Source organism: Streptomyces sp. NPDC088810 (genome assembly GCF_044750305.1).
Lineage (GTDB): Bacteria > Actinomycetota > Actinomycetes > Streptomycetales > Streptomycetaceae > Streptomyces.
Genome location: NZ_JBIVJQ010000001.1, coordinates 336,049 through 357,921 on the forward strand (window position 1 = coordinate 336,049; position 21,873 = coordinate 357,921).

The 21,873-nt window shown below is 70.3% G+C and carries 21 protein-coding genes, 1 tRNA gene and 2 pseudogenes; 15 read left to right on the forward strand and 9 right to left on the reverse strand.

The window, feature by feature from the left end:
* The first annotated feature begins 36 nt into the window (after positions 1-36).
* The 5 genes from ACIP4Y_RS01520 to ACIP4Y_RS01540 all read left to right on the forward strand — a co-directional run bounded on the left by ACIP4Y_RS01520 (position 37) and on the right by ACIP4Y_RS01540 (position 3,100).
* Positions 37-324, forward strand: coding sequence for a hypothetical protein (locus ACIP4Y_RS01520; RefSeq protein ID WP_358647818.1), 288 nt, complete (start codon positions 37-39; stop codon positions 322-324).
* A gap of 162 nt (positions 325-486) precedes the next feature.
* Positions 487-990: a DUF5949 family protein gene (locus ACIP4Y_RS01525; protein WP_358647820.1), complete on the forward strand. Its 504-nt coding sequence runs from the start codon at positions 487-489 to the stop codon at positions 988-990.
* A gap of 151 nt (positions 991-1,141) precedes the next feature.
* Positions 1,142-1,654 (forward strand): hypothetical protein, encoded by a 513-nt coding sequence (locus ACIP4Y_RS01530; protein WP_401386320.1) that lies wholly within the window; start codon positions 1,142-1,144, stop codon positions 1,652-1,654.
* A gap of 101 nt (positions 1,655-1,755) precedes the next feature.
* Positions 1,756-2,250 (forward strand): tyrosinase family oxidase copper chaperone, encoded by a 495-nt coding sequence (locus ACIP4Y_RS01535; RefSeq protein ID WP_401386323.1) that lies wholly within the window; start codon positions 1,756-1,758, stop codon positions 2,248-2,250.
* Complete coding sequence (locus ACIP4Y_RS01540) at positions 2,234-3,100, forward strand: tyrosinase family protein (protein WP_401386326.1); 867 nt, start codon at positions 2,234-2,236, stop codon at positions 3,098-3,100. Before ACIP4Y_RS01535 ends, ACIP4Y_RS01540 begins: the two co-directional genes overlap by 17 nt.
* 102 nt (positions 3,101-3,202) lie before the next feature.
* On the opposite strand, the gene ACIP4Y_RS01545 is transcribed toward ACIP4Y_RS01540, so the two are convergent.
* From ACIP4Y_RS01545 to ACIP4Y_RS01555, 3 genes are all read right to left on the reverse strand, one after another.
* A complete protein-coding gene (locus tag ACIP4Y_RS01545) occupies positions 3,203-3,496 on the reverse strand; it encodes a chaplin (RefSeq protein WP_401386329.1) in 294 nt (97 codons plus the stop codon).
* Positions 3,497-3,833: 337 nt separating this feature from the next.
* Positions 3,834-4,793, reverse strand: coding sequence for a D-2-hydroxyacid dehydrogenase family protein (locus ACIP4Y_RS01550; RefSeq protein ID WP_401386332.1), 960 nt, complete (start codon positions 4,791-4,793; stop codon positions 3,834-3,836).
* A gap of 306 nt (positions 4,794-5,099) precedes the next feature.
* On the reverse strand, positions 5,100-5,405 hold the full coding sequence (locus ACIP4Y_RS01555; protein WP_358647832.1) for a hypothetical protein: 306 nt from the start codon (positions 5,403-5,405) through the stop codon (positions 5,100-5,102).
* A gap of 366 nt (positions 5,406-5,771) precedes the next feature.
* On the opposite strand from ACIP4Y_RS01555, the gene ACIP4Y_RS01560 reads away from it, so the two are divergent.
* Complete coding sequence (locus tag ACIP4Y_RS01560; protein WP_401386335.1) at positions 5,772-6,218, forward strand: hypothetical protein; 447 nt, start codon at positions 5,772-5,774, stop codon at positions 6,216-6,218.
* 9 nt (positions 6,219-6,227) lie between these two features.
* A complete protein-coding gene (locus ACIP4Y_RS01565; protein WP_401386338.1) occupies positions 6,228-8,138 on the forward strand; it encodes a M64 family metallopeptidase in 1,911 nt (636 codons plus the stop codon).
* 344 nt (positions 8,139-8,482) lie between these two features.
* Here ACIP4Y_RS01565 and ACIP4Y_RS01570 read toward each other — a convergent pair whose 3' ends face one another.
* From ACIP4Y_RS01570 to ACIP4Y_RS01585, 4 genes and pseudogenes are all read right to left on the reverse strand, one after another.
* On the reverse strand, positions 8,483-8,704 hold the full coding sequence (locus tag ACIP4Y_RS01570) for a hypothetical protein (RefSeq protein ID WP_358647838.1): 222 nt from the start codon (positions 8,702-8,704) through the stop codon (positions 8,483-8,485).
* Between the two features lie 246 nt (positions 8,705-8,950).
* On the reverse strand, positions 8,951-9,214 hold the full coding sequence (locus tag ACIP4Y_RS01575) for a hypothetical protein (protein ID WP_401386342.1): 264 nt from the start codon (positions 9,212-9,214) through the stop codon (positions 8,951-8,953).
* Positions 9,215-9,302: 88 nt separating this feature from the next.
* The gene (locus tag ACIP4Y_RS01580) at positions 9,303-9,812 is read right to left on the reverse strand and encodes a nuclear transport factor 2 family protein (RefSeq protein WP_401386345.1); all 510 of its coding nucleotides are present in this window, start codon (positions 9,810-9,812) and stop codon (positions 9,303-9,305) included.
* 9 nt (positions 9,813-9,821) lie between these two features.
* A pseudogene (locus ACIP4Y_RS01585) lies at positions 9,822-10,115 on the reverse strand (RNA polymerase subunit sigma-24); the annotation flags it as partial.
* A gap of 117 nt (positions 10,116-10,232) precedes the next feature.
* On the opposite strand from ACIP4Y_RS01585, the gene ACIP4Y_RS01590 reads away from it, so the two are divergent.
* Positions 10,233-10,787: a hypothetical protein gene (locus ACIP4Y_RS01590; protein WP_401386348.1), complete on the forward strand. Its 555-nt coding sequence runs from the start codon at positions 10,233-10,235 to the stop codon at positions 10,785-10,787.
* A 2,865-nt stretch (positions 10,788-13,652) separates the two neighbouring features.
* Here the strand turns inward: ACIP4Y_RS01590 and ACIP4Y_RS01595 are convergent.
* Positions 13,653-13,793, reverse strand: a pseudogene (locus ACIP4Y_RS01595) (NUDIX hydrolase); the annotation flags it as partial.
* On the opposite strand from ACIP4Y_RS01595, the gene ACIP4Y_RS01600 reads away from it, so the two are divergent.
* From ACIP4Y_RS01600 to ACIP4Y_RS01610, 3 genes are all read left to right on the forward strand, one after another.
* The gene (locus tag ACIP4Y_RS01600) at positions 13,748-13,972 is read left to right on the forward strand and encodes a hypothetical protein (RefSeq protein WP_401388711.1); all 225 of its coding nucleotides are present in this window, start codon (positions 13,748-13,750) and stop codon (positions 13,970-13,972) included. The pseudogene ACIP4Y_RS01595 and the gene ACIP4Y_RS01600 overlap by 46 nt on opposite strands.
* Before the next feature lie 5 nt (positions 13,973-13,977).
* On the forward strand, positions 13,978-14,127 hold the full coding sequence (locus tag ACIP4Y_RS01605; protein WP_401386351.1) for a hypothetical protein: 150 nt from the start codon (positions 13,978-13,980) through the stop codon (positions 14,125-14,127).
* A 99-nt stretch (positions 14,128-14,226) separates the two neighbouring features.
* Positions 14,227-14,916: a tyrosine-type recombinase/integrase gene (locus ACIP4Y_RS01610; RefSeq protein WP_401386354.1), complete on the forward strand. Its 690-nt coding sequence runs from the start codon at positions 14,227-14,229 to the stop codon at positions 14,914-14,916.
* A 177-nt stretch (positions 14,917-15,093) separates the two neighbouring features.
* On the opposite strand, the gene ACIP4Y_RS01615 is transcribed toward ACIP4Y_RS01610, so the two are convergent.
* Positions 15,094-15,169 (reverse strand) — tRNA-Arg (locus tag ACIP4Y_RS01615).
* A 319-nt stretch (positions 15,170-15,488) separates the two neighbouring features.
* On the opposite strand from ACIP4Y_RS01615, the gene ACIP4Y_RS01620 reads away from it, so the two are divergent.
* From ACIP4Y_RS01620 to ACIP4Y_RS01635, 4 genes are all read left to right on the forward strand, one after another.
* A complete protein-coding gene (locus tag ACIP4Y_RS01620; RefSeq protein WP_401386357.1) occupies positions 15,489-17,096 on the forward strand; it encodes a dynamin family protein in 1,608 nt (535 codons plus the stop codon).
* A gap of 3 nt (positions 17,097-17,099) precedes the next feature.
* Positions 17,100-19,439 carry a GTPase gene (locus tag ACIP4Y_RS01625; protein WP_401386360.1) on the forward strand — a complete coding sequence of 780 codons (2,340 nt, stop codon included), beginning with the start codon at positions 17,100-17,102 and terminating at the stop codon, positions 19,437-19,439.
* Between the two features lie 307 nt (positions 19,440-19,746).
* Entirely contained in the window at positions 19,747-20,223 is a 477-nt protein-coding gene (locus ACIP4Y_RS01630) for a single-stranded DNA-binding protein (RefSeq protein ID WP_401386363.1), read from the forward strand.
* A gap of 289 nt (positions 20,224-20,512) precedes the next feature.
* Complete coding sequence (locus ACIP4Y_RS01635) at positions 20,513-21,871, forward strand: Cys-Gln thioester bond-forming surface protein (protein ID WP_401388610.1); 1,359 nt, start codon at positions 20,513-20,515, stop codon at positions 21,869-21,871.
* The last annotated feature ends 2 nt before the right edge of the window (positions 21,872-21,873 follow it).

Genomic DNA, 21,873 nt, shown 5'->3' on the forward strand with positions numbered 1-21,873 from the left:
CCCTGGGTGACATGAGTTGCCGAAGAGAGGAACACGATGAAGTCCCTGAAGGCCGCCGCCGTAGTCGCCGGTTCCGTGGCCCTTGCCGGCGCCGCCGCACCCGCGTTCGCCTACGACGCCCACCACCTGCCGCCCATGAGCGTCAACGGCGCGCTCGCCCACCTCGCGGACAAGCCGCCCACGGTGAAGGACCTGATGCCGCTGCAGCACCAGTCGGACGCGCTCAACACCGAGAACAAGGACTCCGTGCTGAGCGACCTCAAGGCCGCCACCACGTCCCTCAACCATCGGCCGCTGCTCGGTGGCCTGCCCCTGAAGCGCTGACGCCGTTCGCCCCCTCCGGGCCGGTTCCGCAGCCACGCGGAACCGGCCCTCGGCGTATGAACGGGACCAGGTCCCTCGTTCGTGTGGAGCGGCGCCCGGACGCTGCTCCGGAAGGGTGAGAAGCCGCCAGGGCACACCGCGGTCCGTCGATATGGTCGCGCGGTGACCTCAGTATCCGGCGAAACCCGCCCTTTCCGTAGCGCCGATCTCGGTACGCTCGCCCTGCTCGCCTGGATGGCCAGGAACGAGGAGGGTGACGGCAGGACCCCCTGCCTGCTCGCCTGCTCCCTGGGCGACGGACCGGGTGGCCCGGAGGGCGCGTCCGCCGCCGTGGCGCGGCTTCTCGACGACATGCGCCTGCCGGTGGGCGGCAATCCCGTCGACGGCACCACCCGGCCGAGCCTGAAGGTCAGCATGCTGGTCGTCGCCGGCCAGATCGTCCTGCAGATGCCGAACGTCACCACTCAGGTCACGCCCCCGGCGGAGTGGCTGGAGGCGGTCGGGAAACTCGGTTACGCCTATTTCATGTTGACCACGCGCGTCTGCCCCACGACCGGGCCCCGCCGGCCGGTCGCGGGCGCGGAGCTGGCCGCGTTCGCGGGAGCCCCCGAGACGACGAACGCCGCCGCGCACGTCTACCTGCCCGCCCGCAGCCTGCGCGCTTGATGCACCGGTCGGCAGGCGGCAGCCGCGGCCTCGCCCGTGCCACGAGCTGACTATTACGGCACTCGGGGGAATTGTGCAATGAAGGCGTTTTCCGCTCGTTACGCGGTACGGACCCTCGAATCCCCGCATGCTGAAAAGGACCGTACCTGACATGAAGCCGACCACCCGAGGAACCCTTGCCGCCGTCGTCACGGGCGTCGCGGCCACCGTGGGCGCCGCAGCCCCCGCCGCGGCATCCGGCACGGTGCCCGTCCCGGTGCCCCTGGGGGGCGTCTCCCAGCCGCTCGACATGAAGCTGCCCAGGCTCGGCGCCGAACTGCCGCTGCTGAAGCCCGGCGTCCCCGAGGGACCCCGGTACGTCACGGGCCGGCTCGTCCCCGACCGGACCGTGCCCCGGCTGCCGGTGAGCAGCGGGCTGCCCGGCCTGGCCGCCAGGACTCCGCTGCCGCACCTTCTGGACGACGGCTTCGACCACCTCGACGTGGACTCACCCACCGGCGACCTGCGAACCGTCACCCCCGGTCTGTCCGTGGACGCCCCCCTGACCGCACCCGACGGAGGCACCTTCGGTCTGCCGGGCGCCAGGGTTCCCCAGACGGGTGTCCTCCCCCCGGTTCTGCGGACCGTCGCGGACGGCAACGTGGGCACGGGTCCGGGACTGTAGCCGGGCACGACCGTACCCGCCGTATGGCTCCTCACCGGTGACCCCGCGCGCCCCCGGCCGGTTAGCCCGGTACGGACATCTGAACCGGACGAGGAGCGAGCATGGTCGTCGGTGTGGGCGGAGTAGGGGTCGGTGCGGAGCCGGGGGCCGGGGTGCAGGGGACCAGACCGTCCCGGAGGGAGATGGCGCGGGGGCTGCTGGCCTCCGCCACCGCGCTGGCGCTGGCGCCGCTCGTCGCCGCCTCCCGTCCCGAGCCCCCGACCGGAGGCCCCGGCGGCAGCTCCTTCGACGAGACCTACCGGGGCCGCTCCATCCGCGGTGCCCTGGTGCCCGCCGCAGCTCGCGAGGAGGCCGGCGGCGAGTGGCGGATCACCATCGACGGCATCCCGCTGCACCTGATGCGCCGGGCCGACGGGACCTGGCTGAGCATGGTCGACCACTACACGTCGTACCGGACGCCGCTGGAGGCGACCCGGGCGGCCGTGGACGAGATCGGGCCCAGCCGGCAGCTGCGCGACCTTGCGCCGGGCCGGTTCACCGGCGGGCACCCGGGAGGGCATGCGCACATGGGGGGACAGCATGGCGTACGTGCGTAAGAACGTCAGCGCGCTCACCGCGGGCGAGCGACGACGGTTCGTGAACGCCCTGCTGGCACTCAAACGGCGAGGTGAGTACGACGAGTTCGTGCGCATGCACATCGCGTTCTACACCGCCGACGGCGAGCGCGGGCTGCGCACCGCCCACATGGCGCCGTCCTTCCTGCCCTGGCACCGCAGGTTCCTGCTGGAACTCGAACGGGCGCTGCGCCGCGTCGACACCTCGGTGACGGTGCCGTACTGGGACTGGACCCGGGACCGTACGACGACCTCCGTGCCTTGGCGGAAGGACCTGCTCGGCGGGAACGGCCGGCGCTCCGACCGGCAGGTAATGACCGGCCCGTTCGCCTACGCGGCGGGGCACTGGACCCTCAGGGAGGGCGTCACCGACGGAAAGTTCCTCACGCGGGACCTCGGCCGCTCCGCCGCCCCCCTCCAGCTGCCCACCCGGAGTGAGCTGCGGTGGGCGCTGGACGATCCCGTCTACGACGCGTGGCCGTGGGACTCGACCGCCCGCAGGGGCTTCCGCAACAAGCTGGAAGGCTGGGGGGCCGGCACCGGCAGCGGGTCCTGGAAGAACCACAACCGGGTGCACCGCTGGGTCGGCGGCGCGATGGTCGGCGGCGCGTCCGTCAACGACCCGGTGTTCTGGCTCCACCACGCCTTTCTCGACCTGCAGTGGTACCGCTGGCAGCGGGCCCACCGCAACCACCGTTACCTCCCGGCCGAGCCGCCCGGCGCCTCCGACGCGCAACACCAGCGGGTCGTAGCCCGGCACGAGAAGCTGCCGCCGTGGAACGAGACGCCGGACCAGCTGGAGGACGTGAGCCGGATCTACCGGTACGCGTGAGCAACCGGTACGCGTGCGCACGTGCCCGCGTACCGGGCCGGACATGGGAAGAGCCCCGGCGTTCGCAGTGCCGGGGCTCTTGCCTGTGGGCGGTCGCCCGGCTCAGTTGCCGTAGCCGTCCTGACCAGAACCGGGGTTGCCCGCCTTGCCGTGGCCGCCGTCGTTGACGCAGGCGTTGCCGAACGCCGGGTTCAGCAGCGCGATGATGTCTACGGTGTTCCCGCACACGTTGATCGGGATGTGCACCGGGACCTGGATCACATTGCCGGACAGCACGCCGGGCGAGCCGACGGCCGCACCCTCAGCGCCCGCGTCGGCCAGGGCCAGTCCGGCCCCGCTGAACACCACGGCGCCGGTGCCGAGGGCAACACCGGCTGCCTTCGCGATGCGAGACATCACGTTCTCCTTCTGTAGCTCGGAACGCGCGACGGCGGATCAGCCACCGCACTTCCCGTTCAACGGCGCCGCACATGGCTGGTCACGGTGATCACCTCGGAATCACTCGTTTAACGGGCAGGACGCGGCGGTGTGGCGGCGGGGCCGGGCGGATGTGACGCGCGGGCCCCGGCGACTGATCGGTCTCGGCCGAGGGAACCGGAGGACGGCCCGGCCGTCGCCTACGGCCTCCCGGCACAGTGGACCCGTACGCAGTAGGTGTTGCGCACCAACTGCCCCGGAGCGAGGGCGTCCACGGACGCGTGCCGCGCCGGGCCGCCTGACCGTACCGCCGTCCTCAGGGCAGCTGTCGTACGGGGGAGCCCGCCAGATAGGCCTGGATGTCCTCCACGGCCTGGCCGTAGTACGTCGTGTAGTTGGCGTGCGAGACGTAGCCGAGGTGGGGCGTGGCCAGGAGGCGGGGCGCTGTGCGCATCGGGTGGCCGCCGGGCAGCGGCTCGATGTCGAAGACGTCGACGCCGGCACCGGCGATGCGGCCCTCGTGCAGCGCGGCCAGCAGCGCGTCCTGGTCGACGATCGCGGCGCGGGAGGTGTTGACGAGATAGGCGCTCGGCTTCATCAGGGCGAGCTCGGCGGCACCGAGCAGGCCCCGGGTGCGGTCGCTGAGCGCGAGATGGACGGACACGAAGTCGCTGTCGCGGAGCAACTCCTCCTTGGAGCCGACGAGTTCGACGCCCACCTCCTCGGCGCGCTCCTTCGTGAGGTTCTGGCTCCACGCGCTGACGCGCATGCCGAAGGCGAGCCCGACCCGGGCGACCCGGCTGCCGATCTTCCCCAGCCCGAGCAGGCCCAGCCGGCGTCCGTGCAGATCGGCGCCGACGGTCGACTGCCACGGGCCGTTGCCCCGCAGGGCGTTGTTCTCCTGGACGATGCCCCGGGCGAGCCCGAGCAGCAGCGCCCAGGTCAGCTCGACCGGCGGGGTGCTGGAACTCGCCGTACCGCACACGGTGACCCCGTGCGCCTCGGCGGCAGCGTAGTCGATGACGCTGTTACGCATCCCGGAGGCGACGAGCAGCTTCAGCCGGGGGAGGCGGGCGATCAGCGAGCCGGGGAAGGGGACGCGTTCGCGCAGGGTGACGACGATGTCGTAACCGGCGAGCGCGTCGGCGAGAGCATCCTCTCCCTCGATGTGCTCGCGCAGCGCGACGACCTCCACCTGCTCCTCGACCACCGACCAGTCGGCCAACTCGGTTGCCACGCCCTGGAAGTCATCCAGCACCGCACAGCGAAGTCGCACGTCGTCTCCCTTCCGAGGGCGACTGTAGCGACCTGGCGCCCTCGGCTCGGCACCCGCCCCGAGGGCCGCGAGAACCGCTCCCCAGTCGATGACATGGGGCAGCCCGGGAAGGAAGGCGAAGAACCCCAAGGTCCCCACAAGCCCCCCGTTGAAGGAACGCACGCTTTGCCTGACGAGGCAGCGCCTGAGGAGACTCACTCCCCATGGCGACAACGCTGACCAGGGGAAACGCTCCAGGCCGGACAAGCGTGTGGCGCCACCCCCCGCGGAACGGGTCGGGCAGCGCCACGCGAGGAGACCTGGGGCTCAGCCGGGGAACGGCTTGCTCTGCTCGTTCTCGGCCTTGATGCACGCGTCGAGCCTCTTCTGGAGGGCCGCCGCGTCGCTCAGCGCCTTCCTGGCCGCCGCGTTCTCCCCCAGCCGCTTCAGCTGCGCGGCCTTGGTCTTGAGCCGGGCGATCTGCTGGCGCATCTCCTTCTGGTTGCACGTGACGGTGGCCTTGGCCACAACCGTGCTCTGGGCCGACGTGGCGGCGTGAGCGGGCACCGACGTGACGAGGAAGCCGCCGGCGATGACCGCCGAGACGGCCAGCGCGGAAAGGCGCTTGGTCATGAGTTGTTCCCCCTGACAGGGCGCGAGTTGGTCGAAGTGGATCTTACAAAAGCCGGTGAACCCACCAGTAACCAGCCCCGACCAAGGCATGCCCGGCCCCGTGCCGACAAGCGCCCGTGATCCGTCAGCGATATCATGGGAACAATCCCGAAGTATGACAAACACGCACGGTCCCCCCTGGGAATCCTTGCGGCTTCCCCCGTGGCCCTCCGCGCCGCACCGGCTAAGCCCGTTGTGTGAGCCCTCGTTAGACGGGACGCAGCGCTCCAGTGTGAGTTCCCGGCCGTGGGCGCACACCAGCCTTCCACGGCACTTCACAGACAGGGAACATCTCCGGACATCACAGTCTCCGGGGGAGGAGCCACCATGGCCGGCCCGCAACAGACGCCCACCGCCCGAGTCGTCCGCCTGATCTTCGAGTACGAGGGGGATTCCGTACGACTCGTCTCCCAGCAGTCGGTCGACGCGGTCATCAGTGGCTTCGACGCTCATCCCGAGGTACGTCCGGGCAACTTCGTGGAGACACGCGACGACAAGGGCCGGCGCCTCGCCCGCGTCCCCGTCCGCGGGGCCTTCCGGGAGAGCGCCGAGGTCTTCCCGGAAGACCACTCGGAGCCGATCACCCGGGTCGACGTCGAGGCACGCGGTGCCTTCACCGTGCTCCTCCCCGCACCGGCCGAGGCCGCCGAGGTCGCCGTGGTCCGCGTCGCCCCGGCAGCCCCCGAGGCGCGATTCGCTGCCGGAGGCGCGACGAGTCCGCCGCCCGGCGCGACGCAGGACGTCGACCTCGCCACCTTCCGGCTCGAGCGGTAGGGGGCCGGGATGACCACCGCCGACGGCACCGTCCAGGGCCGCACCCAGATCTTCGGCTCCGCACCGCGCAACCGCGCCTTCACCATCGTGCTGCTGGGCGACGGCTTCACCGCCGCGCAGCAGACCGATTTCGACACCGCCTGCAAGGACTTCGTCACCGCGCTCACCGCGACCGCGCCCTACAACGAACTCGGGCCGGCCATCAACATCTGGCGGGTCAACGTCACCTCCACCGACTCCGGCGCCGACGACCCGGTCGGCGCCGGGGGCACCGGCGCGACGGCCCGCACGTACTTCGACTCCACGTTCGGCGCGAACGGCGTCCGGCGGCTGCTCGTGTGCAACAACTCCACGGTGCTCCAGACGGCCGCGGCCCAGGTACCGGAGTTCTCCGTCGCCATCGTCGTGGTGAACTCCACGGTCTACGGCGGGAGCGGCGGCTCGGTCGGCACCTACTCCCTCGCGAGCGGCGCAACCGAGATCGCCATCCACGAGGTCGGGCACACGGCGTACGGACTGGCGGACGAGTACGCGTACTACGCGGGCGGCAACGAGACCGGACACGACCACCACCCGGCGGGTGAGCCGGGCGAGCCGAACGTCACGCTGAACACCAACCGCACCACCCTGAAATGGGGTTGGGCGGTCGCCACGAGCACGGCGCTGCCCACGATGAGCAACCCGAACTGCGCGACGGTGGACACACGGCCCAGCCCGGTACCCGCCGGCACGGTCGGCTGCTTCGAGGGTGCGCACTACTACCACTGCGGCGCCTACCGGCCCGAGTACACCTGCAAGATGCGGGAGTTGAGCGTCCCGTTCTGCCGGGTGTGCCGACAGGTGATCTGGAACCGGATCGGCCCCCTCGCGACCCTGCCCGCCCGTGACCGCACGCCGATCAGCGTCGTCGCCCGCTACCCCGAGCACCTGGACGTCTTCGCCGTGGCGGCGGACGGGCGCACCATGTCCGACTGGTGGGACGCGAGCAGCGGTTGGGCAGGATGGTTCCAGGTCTCCGGGGGCTTCGCCTCTCCCGGCGGTACGGGCGCGCCGGTCACCTCGATCGCACGGTACGCCGGCCACCTCGACCTGTTCGTCGTGGGCACCGACAGCCGGATCTGGAGCACCTGGTGGGACCAGTCGACCGGCTGGGCGAGCTGGTTCCGGGTCGGCAGCCTCGTCGCGCGGCCCGGTTCGACGGTCAACGTCGTCAGTCGGTACGCCGACCACCTGGACCTGTTCACCACGGCGTCCGACGGCCGGACCATGTCGACGTGGTGGGACGCCCGTACGGGCTGGGCGGCCGACTGGTTCCAGATCGGCGGCGGTGTCGCGGCGAACGGCGCCACGGTCACGGCCGTGGCGCGCTACCCCTTCCACCTCGACGTCTTCACCGTGGGCACGGACAACCGCGTCTACAGCGCCTGGTGGGACGAGCGTTCCGGCTGGTCGGCGTGGTTCCCCCTGCCGGGCATCACCTGCCGGCCCGACTCCACCGTCACGGCTGTCGCCCGCCACCGCGACCACCTGGACCTGTTCACCACGGCGTCCGACGGCAAGATCATGTCGACGTGGTGGGACGCGCGCAGCGGCTGGGCGGGATGGTTCCAGGTGTCCGGGGGCGTCGCGTCTGCGGGCTCACCGGTCACAGCCGTGGTGCGCTACACGAATCACATGGACCTGTTCGTGGTCGGCACCGACAACCGGATCTACTCGACGTGGTGGCACGACACCACGGGATGGGCGGCGTGGTTCAACGTCTCCGGCGGTGTCGCCAAGCCCGGCAGCCAGATCGCGGCACTGACCCGGATCACCGAACACCTGGACCTGTTCGCGGTCGGCACGGACGGGACCGTCTACAGCACGTGGTGGGACGCGTCGGGCGGCTGGGCCGGCTGGTTCCGGCTCGGCATCACCTGAGAACCCGGCGACGGCCGGAGCCCCGGCGCCTGCCCTTGCTCACCAAGGGGGGTGGCGGACTGGTACGTCCGCCACCGAGGGCAGGGCGGCCGGCGGCAGGGCCGTTGCCGGCGCCACCGTCATTCGTGGAGGCAAGCCGCCTGTGCGTCCTCGAGCGGCAAGGTCTCCTCTTCCCCGAAGTCGGGGGCCTGGAAGGGGTTGGTCGCCGGAGCGGGCGACGCCGCAGCGGCGCGGCGCGGTTGGTCTTCCGGGGCGGAGAACAGCGATGTCAGATCGATGAGAGGGCTCTCTTTCGTTGCAGGTCCCCGAAGGGTCCTGGTGTGCCGTGACCGGGCACAGCGGTTCTACAGCTTGGTCATCTTGGCGTACGGGCTCAGGACCCGCACTTGCACCGAACCGAAATCCACGAGCGCCGCGACACCGTCCTCGATGCCGATCACCCGGCCGAGGCCGTACATGTCGTGCGTGACCTGATCGCCCATGGCGAAGTGCTTGGGGGCCGGTGGAACCGGGGCCTTGAAGGGGCTGGTGGGCAGGTGACGCTTCGGCGCAGCAGGCTTTGTCATGGTTCAGTATGGGCCTACTCGCGCGCCCTTTGCTGTGGCCGTGGGCACAGATCCACACGAGGCCACCCACTCCACGTCCGTGACCTGCGCTTTCCTGACCAACAGAGACCAAACTGGAACGCAGACGAAGGGCACTCCGGCCCGATGCGTGCCGCACCCGCCCTCGAACAGCGCCACCCGGGCGCAGAGGCGTCGGACGCGGCTGCGGCGAGCTGGGCCAGGTGGTGCAGTGAGTCGATGAGGTGGTCAGGACCGAACGGCGGGAACCGGATACCGCTCCCGGATGAACCGCGGCACCGCCGACCAGTCGTACGTGAGCGTCACCTCGGTCCCGGACGGACCGAGCGGCACCAGGTCATAACGCCAGACCCAGCCGCCGAACTCCAGCCGACCGTCGGCCTTTTCCTGCCCCGTCAGCCAGCCGATCGCGCGCGGCGGCTCTCCTCGGGCCTCCCGCAGCGCCAGGGGCCCATCCCCGACATGCAGACGACCCGGCGCGGCGGAACTCACCGGTCGGGTGAGGGGCGAGGGGCGAGTTTCGTGGGGGCGGGAAGACGGTCCACCCGTACGCCTCCGACCTGCGCGTCAGCCGCGGAGATCAGCCGGGCAGGCTGAGCGGTTCGACGCCATGCCCAGCCTTACGACGAGCTGAAATCTTCCGGTGCCTGATGCGCCAGCCCTGACGTGTGCGCACGAGTTGATCCTCGTAGGTGACGCTGGCAACGGAACCGTCCTGGTTCAAGGCCATGCCCTTCGACCACGCCCGGGCGCCTTCGCCGTCCTCACGGACGATGACGTTGGTGACATGGTGGGCAAGCGGGCCATCGGACCCGTGGCGGTGCGCGGCCGCGATGTACACGTCGAGGAGCGGCCGGGAGGGGGCGCGTGCCGGCAGTTGAGCGAGACCGAGATCGCCGGCGTCGATGACGAGATCGCAGGTGAACACCTCGTCGAATCGTTCATAGGCGCCGGCGTCGCTCAGGTGACCATGCAGTGCGATCACCTCGTGGATTTCCAGGCGGTCGTCGGTGGTGAGGCTCAATGCAGACTCCAGACGTATCAGTTCGCTCTGCCAGCGGTTTTCTGCCCGTGTCTTCGCCCGGGCCATGGGAAGGGCTCAGCGGCTCAACGGGGTCTCGCGGTCGATGCGTGACAGCTTCTCGGGATTGCGCACGGCGTAGAGCCCGGTGACGAGGCCGCCGTCGATGCGCACCGCCAGGATGGTGTCGGCCTTGCCGTCCCGCCGGAGAACGAGCGCCGGGTAGCCGTTGATCTGTGTCATCTGCAGCGACACCGCGGCGTCGATCCTGGCCAGCAGGGGGGCCACCCTGTCGGCGCCCACGACGGGCGCCGGCGCGGCAGGCACCACTCCGCCACCGTCGGTCAGCAGGACGACATCCGGCGCGATCATGTGGCCGGCGTCGAAAGCTCGCCCTCGATAGTAGCTAGACGTCATGGCGCCACCTCAGGAGGTGAAAATCAAATTCGGATCACATGGTTGGTGCGAGCTCGCCGTTATGCGATCATAATGGAGATCGCGCAAGCTATTTCGGCGTGTGCCCGTGCGCATTCATCTGGAGGCGAGCAAATGGCGCATGAGCTTCGGCGTGCATCGCGGCGGATTGGAGCGGTTACTCGCGCTCTACGCAATGCGCATAATCAGCGAGGCACGGTCCCGCTCTGGTCACACCGCCGTACAGCTTTGAAATTGCATGAGAGGAAGGTGATTGGTGCACTGCGCAAAGCCGAGAGGAGATTAGACGATAACCCGCGAGAGGGGTTGGAGGAGATTGGAGAAATGCTTACAAAGATCGCCGATCGCTATTGCCAGGCGCGACTTTCTTCCCTGCTGGATCCAGAGCAGCTTACGGATGTAGAGCCGACTCCAGATAGAGAATACATTAGGATCATTGCGGCTGCTGTGCTTGCGGCTGGTGCAGCGATCGCAGTGCCCGCAGCTGGTTTTCCGGATGAAGCTGAGCCGATTGTTACGGGTAGTTGCATCGTCATAGCATGTACCTTGATTTGGGGTCGCAGCGTGCGACGGGCCTTCGACGTGATCGGACTCATTTTTGGGCCGTGAGGTGGCTCGCGCCGGCCGATCGCCGCTCTGCCTGGCACTCCTGTCCTAGCCGCGTGTTGGTGGGCTTGCCCCCTGCTCGGCCCCGATTCCCTGCAGGAAAAGCACCGCAACCCTCCGCACCAAAGGCAGGAACCCACGAGCACGTAGCCCACCCTCTGGTGCGGACGTGGTGAGCCCTCTCTGCCCCCGGGACCAGACAACGAAGAAATCCCGAGCCCATGATCTGGGGGCCTGCATTGGAGCGGGTGACGAGAATCGAACTCGCGCTCTCAGCGTGGGAAGCTGCGAGCATCCGGAGCCGGTTCTGGCGCTGAGCTGGGCGAACGGTCGGACTGTGGCTTCTTAGGGCTCGACTGCTTTGCCCGCGGTTCCCCGTGGTTCCCCGCTCGATCTGGTGCGCTTGTGGTGCGGGGCCGACCCGCGCCGTACCAGTGACTACGGTCTGTCTATGCAGTGGATCACCTTGATCAGCACCATAGTTGGCGCGGCGATCGCCACAGGATCCGCGATGCTTCTGGACCGTCAACGGTGGAGGCGGGAGCGCTTAGATCGTGAGACGCAAGCGCGTCGAGCCCTGTATGGGGACTACCTCGCTGGCCTGTCCGAGGCTCGTCACGCTTGCGGCAACATGGCTCGTGACCCGGACATGGAACCCTCAACGCGTCGCGTCACAGCTCGCGAGGCGTTCGGACCGTGCATCGGATTGAGGTATCAGATGGCCATCAGCGCGCCCAGCCGCGTCCTAGAGGCCTCGGAGGATGCCTTCCGCCGCCTGCGCGACCTCCGCGATCGGGTAATGGAGGGAGTCTTGGTCACTGATCCCGTGTACCTGGAGGGACGCCGAACTCATGACGATGCTCTTGCTGTGCTTCGGGCGCGTATGCGAGAAGACCTGCGCGTCAGTGAAGACGGCACTGCGCCGTGAGCTTGGGAAGCTTGGGTCTTCTATGTGTGGTTGCTGGGCTGATCTCGTGCGGAGCGGCCATGTAGCATGACCGGCCGACGACCTGTTCCCCGCCATTCCCCGCGGCTCCCCGCACAACCTGGCACGGTTCTGGCACGATCCCTTCGTCCCGAACTATCGGCTGGATGGCCATTGCGGTCCAGGACGCTGGTCGTGAGGTCTTCGAGGGGCTTTGTCGGTCTGCTGCGGTTGTGGCGGTTGCTGTATTCCACTGCTGTAGAGCAGATTGCACGGACAGCGGTGTCTCGAAGCCCGTGTTCACGTGGCCAGTCGTCAACTGTCGTCGGCTGGGTCCTGCCAGTGCCAGGGCAAGGCCGGCGGCAGCCAGGGAGTGCTGTCACTTCGCTCAAGCACTGGTGCCGCGTAGTCATCCGGCAAGGGGCTACCGTCGATCACGGCCTCAAGCGTGAACTGGACATAGCGCAGGTACCCGCGTACGTCGCGAACCTGGCGCTCGCGATTGCTCTGGCCGATGCCTCGGTACCCGACGTCGAAGCACAACCGCACTAGCGCCCGGTACCGGGCGCGGACACGGTCATCCCCTACGGAGAGAAGGTCGGTTTGCATGCCCCGGCGGACCGAGTCGAGGGCCACTGCACAACGCTCACGAGCCTGCGGGCTCAGCCGCGGCTCGTCCTCTGCAAGATCCGGCAAGGAGGGCAGCCACGCGTAAAGCTCTGCGAGGCGTTCCAAGAGCCGCTGTGCAGCCTCTGCGGAGCGCTGCTGCATCGATTGCCGACGGGCTAACGCGCTGTTGGCAGCTTCTTGAGATGCCGCGAGCTGGACTTGTGATTCGACAGTCCTTGCGGTTTGCCACCGCGCCACATACATCGCGATGCCGCCGCCGGCCAACGTCCCAATGAGCGCACTGGCCGTTTGTCCCGCTAGATCCCCCCAGCTACCCATGCCTCCATCTTGGCGCCATGCGTGAGCCTCAAACCCTCGCCGTCGAGCCTTGGGACTCGCTTGGACATGACACAGGTGGAGTGCCCTCAGCTTGGGAAGCTGCGGTCATTCGGGGCCGGTTTGGGCGCTGACTTGGGCGGACCGCTCCGACGCGGCCTTGTCGGGCCCGGTTGCTTTCACCGTGATTCCCCGCTGTTCCCCGCTCGATCTGGTGCGGTTGTGGTGCGGACGCGTGGCGTCAGGGTGTCTGCTCGCGAGGAGCGTTGTCAGCGCCCATGGCTAGGGTCTCAGACGCGCGGTCGGCTTCCGGGGTGTCCAACTCTGTAGAGCAGCTGCATCCCCGGCTCTGTTGGGGGTGGTCCGGGCACGACCCGGGACCTAACCAACGGTCGGGCTTCGTCGATGGCTAAGGAGAGACCTGCCAGCGCCGGCCGCGCACCGAGCAGCGCGGACCGAAAGCAGACGCACGTTTTCCAAGTCTGTTGGTGCCTTGTTGGGCGGAGTACAGGGTCGTTCACCTGCGTCCATGGGCGGGTGCGGCTGGGGGTGCCCATGCGGACGGCCCTGCCTGTACGGCGGTGAACCGCGCTGAATGAGACGGAAACTGAGACGGCCACTAGACCAGAGCGGGACAGCTTCGGCACTGCTCAGGGCACCAAATGCTGCTCAGAGCGGTCGGCTCAGTCACCAGACATGTCGACCTACTCAGGTACTGTCTGAAGGCCATCGGCACCCACGGCTTGGGAAGCCTAATAGAGGAAGCCAACATATTTCCCGTAAGCCGCAGTGCAAGCCGCTTTCATGGCCTCCACCGTCCCGCTCGCCTCGGGGTCCATTACGTCGAACACCTGATGCTTGAAGTCTGTCAGACTGGTGCCTAGATCCACTGCTGCTGAGATCACCGATGGCGGTCCCTCGATGTAGACCTGAGCTTCGAGGTGCTTGAGCGCACGCCGGGCCTCGTCCGAGGCGTCATACAAGGTGCGTGCTCGTTCGCGTACGTGTGGGCCGTTGCCGTCCAAGGCGTCCAGGAGCCTGACTGCGAAGACCTCGGACATGCGCTCGCTGACTTCGCTCCAAGTCGGCTGCCATGAGCTGGTACAAGTTCGCCGTCGAGTACGTGGACGCCCGTTGGCCTCAACTCGGCGGCAACAGTCGCAAGAACATCGCGAAGACCCTGACCGCCACCACCATCGCCCTGCTGAGGGCAAAGCGCACCCAGTTCCCGCCTGCGGCCGTGCGGACGGCCCTTCGCGAATGGGCGTTCAACACCAACCGACGTCCGACGCGCCCCGAGACGTGGCGGCCATCCTGAAGTGGGTGGAGCGGAATTCCCTGCCCGTCTCGGCCTGGGAAGACCCGGAGAAGGTCGACCAGGTCCTGCAAGCCATCGACACCCGCCTCGATGGCAAGCAAGCGGCGGCCTGGTCCCGGAAGCGCAACCGTCGGATCCTCAACGTCGCCATGTAGTACGCGATCCGGCGGCGCATCCTTCGGACCAACCCCCTTCCCAAGGGCAAGGAGTCGACGGCGGCCACGAAGACCACGAACGCTGTCGACAAGCGGTCCTTGCTGAATCCCGAGCAGGCGGCGGCCATCCTCGACTGGATACGGCGCCGGCCGCCCGGCGGCAAGCGGCTCCACGCCTTCTTCGCCACGCTGTACTACTGCGGGCCCCGCCCCGAGGAAACCGTAGCCATGCGGGTGGAGGACGTGACCCTGCCGGAACCCGACGCCGACGACCAGTGGTGCGAGCTGCTGATCCACACGGCGACGCCGGAGATCGGGAAGCAGTGGACCGACACGGGGGAGATTCACGAGCAACGTGACCTGAAGGGCCGAGCGCAGGGCGAGACGCGCACGGTGCCGGGGCACCCGGCCCTGACGCGCATCCTGCGGCAGCACATCGCCGATGAACAGCTCCACCCGGGTGATCTCCTCTTCCAAGGTGAGTTCGGTGGCATCCTCGCCGGCTCTGTCATCCGGCGGGCGTGGCGCAGCGCGCGGAAGGCCGTACTGCCCCCGCACGTCTTCGAGTCACCCACTGGACGGCGCGTGTACGACATCTGGCACACGCGCCTGACGAAGTGGCTCAACGACGGGATCCCGCCCGCCCAGGTGGCCGAGTGGGCCGGGAACAGCGTCGCCGTGCTCCTCGCCACGTACGCCCGGTGCATCGACGGGCAGCTGCCGGACCTGAAGCGGCGGCTGGAAGCCGCGGGTGACCTTCCGGAGGCGGAGGTGCCGGGCGCTGGCTGATCTTCCCCCGGTCGAGAACTTCGACACGTATTCGACACAGCCACCCGCGAGAACCCGGTGACAGCCGGACACCCCGGAGTCAACCCTTGATCATCAAGAGGGCGTCCGGGGCTTCGCTGTACCCACTGACATCCGCTCTGACCAGCAAAAAGCCCTCCCGAGCGGGAGGGCGAAGCGTGGCGCCCCCGGCAGGACTCGAACCTGCGGCCAAGCGCTTAGAAGGCGCCTGCTCTATCCACTGAGCTACGGGGGCCGGTGGGGTGGCCTCGTGTGCGGTGCCCTGGGTGGGCTGACCCGTGACGTTGCCGGGGTCAAGGATAGGGCTCCCGGTTCCTTGACCCTGTCGCTTCGCCTCCGTGGCTCGATGTGGAGGTTCGGTGAAGCGGTCCTGATAATCGCAGGCAGGTACGAATCGTGCACCGCTTTTGGCGTCCGACGCACCGGGTGTTGTGCACTCGTTATGCCTGGCCTGTGCCCCTGTCCGGGTCGTCCCTTCCGTCCGTTCTGTTCCGTCGGCGCGCAGACATGTCCATATGCTTCAGAATTCCCCTAAAATTGGGCATTCTTCGCATGTGGTGACCTTGGACGTACGGCCTCAGCTGCTCGACACACTCTCCGCTCTGCGCGACCGTGTCGCCGCCGCACGCTTTCCGCTGCCCCTCGCGGGGGCGCCACGCGCGCGTGCCAACCGCGACGAACTCCTCGCGCAGCTCGACGACTACCTCGTGCCCCGCCTACGGGAGCCCGAGGCGCCGCTGCTGGCCGTCATCGGCGGCTCCACCGGCGCGGGCAAGTCGACGCTCGTCAACTCCCTCGTCGGCCGGCGCGTGAGCGAGGCCGGTGTGCTGCGGCCGACCACCCGGACGCCGGTGCTGGTCTGCCATCCGGAGGATCATCACTGGTTCAGCGGCATGCGCGTGCTCCCCCAGCTCACACGCGTGTGGGTACCGCACCAGGACCCCGCCGACGAGCTCGTGATCTCCGACGACGATCCCGCGCGCGTGGTGCGCGTCGAGACCGCCGACACGCTCCCGCGCGGGCTCGCCCTCCTCGACGCCCCCGACATCGACTCGTTGATCGCCGACAACCGCGTCCTCGCCGCGGAACTGATCTGCGCCGCCGACATCTGGATCATGGTCACCACGGCCGCCCGCTACGCCGACGCCGTCCCCTGGCACCTGCTGCGCACCGCCAAGGAGTACGACGCGACCCTCGTCACCGTCCTGGACCGGGTTCCCCACCAGGTCGTCTCCGAGGTCTCCCGGCAGTACGGCGCCCTGCTCACCAAGGCCGGGCTCGGCGACGTACCCCGCTTCACCGTGCCCGAACTGCCCGAGTCCGCCTGGGGCGCCGGTCTGCTGCCCGCCACTGCCGTCGCGCCCCTGAAGAGCTGGCTCGTCCAGCACGCCCAGGACCCCGCGGCCCGGCAGCACGTCATGGCCCGTACGGCCTACGGCGTCCTCGACTCGCTCAAGTCCCGCATGCCCGAGCTGGCCAGCGCCGCCGCCGCCCAGTACGCGGCTGCCCTCCGGCTCACCTCCGCCGTGGAGGCCGCCTACGACAAGGAGCACGCGCGCGTGCGGGCCCGTCTCCAGGCCGGCGCCGTACTCGCCGGGGACGCGCTCAAGCGCTGGCGCGCCTTCCCCCTGGACTGCACCGCCGGGGAGCTCCTGGACGCCCTCGTGGAGAGCCTGGCCGCGCTCCTGCTGTGTGCGGTCACCGCCGCCGACGAGCGCGTCGACGACGCCTGGCGGCGCGAACCCGCCGCCGACGCCCCGGAACTCGCCGGCCGTGAGGCGTCTGCGGAGCGGGCCGAGCACCGTATCGGGCTCGCGGCCCGGCGCTGGCGGCGCGAGCTGGAGGAGTACGCCGAGGACGAGGTACGGGTCCTGGAACGCACCGGCGCGCCCGACCCCGAGGTGGTCGCCGCGCTGGTCGCCACCGCCGTACTGGGCGGACGCCGGGCCCGTACCGCGGGCGAGGGGCTCGCCGAACGGCTCGGTGCCCACGGCGTGCTGCGGCTGCGCGACCGGGCCGGGCGGCTGCTCATCGAGCACGTGGACCGGGTCATGCACGCCGAACGCGAGCGGCGTCTCGCCCCGTTGGACGCGCTGGACGTCCATCCCGAGCCTCAGGCCGAACTCATCGCCGCGCTGTCCGTACTGCAGAAGGAGAGGTGACCGGTGACCGCCGTCACTGACCAGGACCACATGGATCACACCGAGCACATGAGGCGCAATGACCACGGCGGCGACAGCGGTGACGGCGGCGGGGCCATGGAGCACAGCGGTCACGCCGAACACGCAAGTCACTCCGGTCACGCCGGTTCTGGTGACGGGGACGGCGTCTCACGCGCGGGCGGCTTCACGGAAGGGCGCCTGAGCCTCGTGAAGGAGGACGGCCCCGGCGACGAGCGGACTTCGGACGGCCGTCCCGCCGACGGCGGCCTCTCCACCGGCGAGGACGTGGGCAAGGCGAAGAACGAGCAGGAGAGCGAGAGCGACGGGGGCACGGGGGACGGGGGCGAGGCGGGGGACGGTAGCGGCACGGACGCCGTCGGCGGGCGTCCCGCGCGCGTGAAGGACGACAGGGACGACAACAGCGGCCCCGCGCGCGTGAAGGACGACAGGGACGACAACAGCCGCCCCGCGCGCGTGAAGGACGACAACGATCGCCCGGCGCGCGGGAACCGTGCCGAGGAGGGCGGTGTCCCCGTCCCCCGGCCGCACGCCCACCCCTCCACACCCCGCCCCGCGGCCGACGCCGCGCCCCCCAAGTCCGACGCCGAGTCCGAGTCCTCCTCGGAGACCTGGGACGACGGCCTCATCGCGCGGCGCGTCACCGAGGCCAACGCCGCCGCCCTCGCCGCCGACCGCGCCTCAGCCGGGGAGCCGGCGCACCGCGGGCCGGGCAGCCACACCCCGGCCCCACTGGCGTACGACGGCCCGCTGCGCTCCCGCCTGGACGCCCTGCGCGAGCTCGTCGGGCTCTCCCGCACCCGTCTGGACAGCCGTACCCTCGCCGAGGCGGGCCGGGTGCTGGACGAGGCCGCCGCGCGCCGCAAGCTCTCCGGCCGGCACACCGTCGTCGCCCTCGCCGGCGCCACCGGCAGCGGCAAGTCCCAGCTGTTCAACGCGCTCGCCGGCGTCCCCATCTCGGAGACCGGCGTACGACGGCCGACCACGGCCGCGCCCATCGCGTGCAGCTGGAGCGACGGCGCGGCCGGCCTGATCGACCGGCTGGGCATCCCGGGCCGGCTGCGCCGCCGCCCGCTGCACAGCCCGGACGTCGAGGGGCAGTTGCGCGGGCTGGTCCTGATCGACCTGCCCGACCACGACTCCGCCGCCGTACAGCACCGCGAACAGGTCGACCGGATCCTGAAGCTGGTCGACGCGGTCATCTGGGTGGTCGACCCCGAGAAGTACGCCGACGCGGTCCTGCACGAGCGCTATCTGCGGCCGATGGCCGGCCACGCGGAGATCATGTTCATCGTCCTCAACCAGGTGGACCGGCTGCCCGGGGACGCCGCCGACCAGGTCCTGGACGATCTGCGGCGGCTGCTGGACGAGGACGGCATCGCGCTCGGCGAGCACGGCGAACCGGGCGCCACCGTGCTCGCGCTGTCCGCGCTCACCGGCGAGGGCGTCGGCGATCTGCGCGAGGCGCTCGGCCAGTTCGTGGCGGAGCGCGGCGCCGCGGCCCGCCGGGTGGCGGCCGACGTGGACGCCGCCGCGGCCGAGCTGCGGCCCGTCTACGCCACCGGCCGGCGGGTCGGCCTGAGCGAGGAGGCGCGCGAGGAGTTCGCCGCGCAGCTCGCGGACGCGGTGGGTGCCACCGCGGCGGGCGAGGCCGCCGAGCGCGCCTGGCTGCGCAACGCCAACCGGGCCTGCGGCACGCCCTGGCTGCGGCTGTGGCGCTGGTACCAGGGCCGGGGTGACTCCACGACGGGCCGCCACGCCGTGCGCGCCCAGGCCGACGAGGAGGCCACGGCCCGCCAGCGCGTCGAACAGGCGGTCCGTACGGTGTCCGACCGGGCCTCGGCCGGGCTGCCCGCGCCCTGGGCCCAGGCGGTGCGCGAGGCCGCCGTACGCGGCTCCCACGGGCTGTCCGAGGCGTTGGACGACCTGGCGGCACGGGCCGGACTGCCGCCGGGCCGCCCGCCGCGGCCGGGCTGGTGGCCGGTGGCCGTACTGGTCCAGGCCGCGATGACGCTGTTGCAGGTCGCGGGCGGTGCGTGGCTGGCGGGGCAGATCGCCGGGATGATGGCGCCCAACCTGGGGGTTCCGGTGCTGCTGATGGTGTGCGGGATCATTGGCGGGCCGCTGGTGGAGTGGGCCTGCCGGATGGCGGCCCGGGGGCCCGCACGGCGCTACGGCCAGGAGGCGGAGCGGCGGCTGCGGGAGGCGGCGGCGAGCTGCGGCCGGGCCCGGGTGCTCGATCCCGTGGCGTCGGAGCTGCTGCGGTACCGGGAGGTGCGGGAGCAGTACGGCAGGGTCGTACGGTCCGGGTCCCGGGTGGGCTGAGGGGCCGCCGGCGGTGGGTGAAGGGGGCGGGGACGAGGCGTCACCCGTCCGGGTGGCGGACTTTTCCACAGGCGGGTGGTGGTCCACAGCGCTCAGCGGGCTCGGCCCGGCGGAGGCAGTCTGAGGTCACGGCGATCGCACGGCGGGTCCCGCCGCGGAAAGCGGCGGGCGGTGCGGGCGGTCGCGGGGACGTGCGGGCACGTACGGCAGTCGTACGCGCCGGCACGGCAGACGCAGCCGTACGGGACGGGCCCGTACGCGTGTCCGCCCGGCCGGAAGGGGACGGGCGGGGGAGGGGAGCGAGGACATGAACGAGACCATCGTCTGTGTGGTGGGCAACGTGGCGACCCAGCCGGCGTACCGCGAGCTGGCGGCGGGGCCGTCGGCCCGGTTCCGGCTGGCGGTGACCGCGCGCTACTGGGACCGGGAGAAGAGCGCCTGGACGGACGGGCACACCAACTTCTTCACCGTGTGGGCCAACCGGCAGCTCGCGGTCAACGTGGCCGCGTGCGTGGAGGTGGGCCAGCCGGTCGTCGTGCAGGGCCGGTTGAAGGTGCGCACGGAGGTGCGGGAGGGACAGCAGCAGTGGGCCTCCGCCGACATCGACGCCGTCGCGATCGGCCACGACCTGTCGCGCGGTACGGCGGCCTTCCAACGCGCCGTCAAACCGGAGGCACCGCCGACGGCCGTCCGGCCCGAGCCGGACCGGGAGACACCGCGCCCGGCGGACCCGCAGGACGACCGGGCGCGGCAACAGGACCGCGAGGCAGTGACGGTGACATGACGTCAGTCGGGATCGTCGCGCCGCCGCGACACACCGTACGAACCGGTGGATTTGTCGATATGGCCAGCTCAAGGACTGTCCTCGCGATAACGATTACGGATCGGATCGGCCATCGGATGATCCGACCGCCGGGAGAGGCTCCGGCTGATCCATAGGATGCCGGGCGTGCCCCTAGGGGCTGCCGATTCTGCTGGTGGGACCGTCCCCCACGTCCAACGGGTCCTGCTCGAAGGGGAATTCTGTGCTTGCTGCGCTCTCTGGGTTCTGCCGGTCCACCGGAACGGCCCGCCTGGCCGCCGCCACCACGGTGTCCGGACTCGTGGCGGCCGGCGTGCTGTCCGGCGCCGGTACGGCCGTGGCCGAGGACAGAGCGCAGACACAGGGCGGGGCGGCGGCCACGATCAACGGACTGAAGACCTACGGCGAGGCCGTGATCCACGAGAACGGCGCCGACCAGCGGGTGTCCGCAGGCCTGTTCGAGATGTCCGTGGACGGCGGCGGCACCCTGCAGACGTACTGCGTCGACCTGCACAACCCGACCCAGCGGGACGCCCGGTACCAGGAGACGCCCTGGAGCGGCACCTCGCTGGGCACCAACAAGGACGCGGGCCGGATCCGCTGGATCCTGCAGAACTCCTACCCCCAGGTCAACGACCTCGCCGCACTCGCCCGGCGGGCGGGCACGAGCGGGCTGACCGAGCAGGACGCGGCGGCCGGCACCCAGGTGGCCATCTGGCGCTACTCCGACGGCGCGAAGGTCGACGCCGTCGACCCGCAGGCCGAGAAGCTCGCCGACTACCTGGAGAAGAGTGCCCGGAGCGTCACCGAGCCGCAGGCCTCGCTCACGCTGGACCCGCCTGCCGTCTCCGGGCGGCCGGGCGACCTGCTGGGACCGGTGACCGTGCACACCAACGCGGGCGCGGTCACGGTGAGCCAGCCGGCGGACGCCGCCACCAGCGGGGTCCGGATCATCGACAGGACCGGCAGGGCGATCACCTCGGCGAAGGACGGCAGTCAGCTGTTCTTCGACGTCCCCGAGGACGCGGCGGACGGATCGGCCCAGTTGTCCGTGCAGGCGTCGACCACCGTGCCGGTGGGCCGGGCCTTCGCCTCCGAGAGCCGCAGCCAGACCCAGATCCTGGCCGGCTCCAGCGAGTCCACGGTCTCCGCGACCGCGACGGCCGGCTGGGCGGCCGAGGGCGCCATACCGGCGGTCTCGGCCCGCAAGAACTGCGCCAAGGGCGGTGTCGACATCACCGCGGTCAACAAGGGTGACGCGCCGTTCACCTTCTCGCTGTTGGGCGCCGAGCACACGATTCCCGCGGGCGTGTCCCGCACGGTGACGGTGCCGCTCCAGGAGGACCAGGCCTACGACTTCACGATCACCGGCCCGCACGGCTTCAGCCACCGCTTCACCGGCGTCCTGGACTGCAAGACGCAGGGCACGCTGACCACGGAGACGGCCCAGCTCCGCAACGAGCCCAGCCCCGCCACGGTGGGCGGCAGCACGGTCCCCGACACCAACCTGGCCGCGACCGGCGGCTCCGCGATCACCCCGCTGATCGCGGGGGTGGCCATCGGCTTCGTGGTGATCGGCGGCGCGGTGCTGGTCGTGCTGCGCCGGCGGGAGAACCCGACCGGCGAGTGACC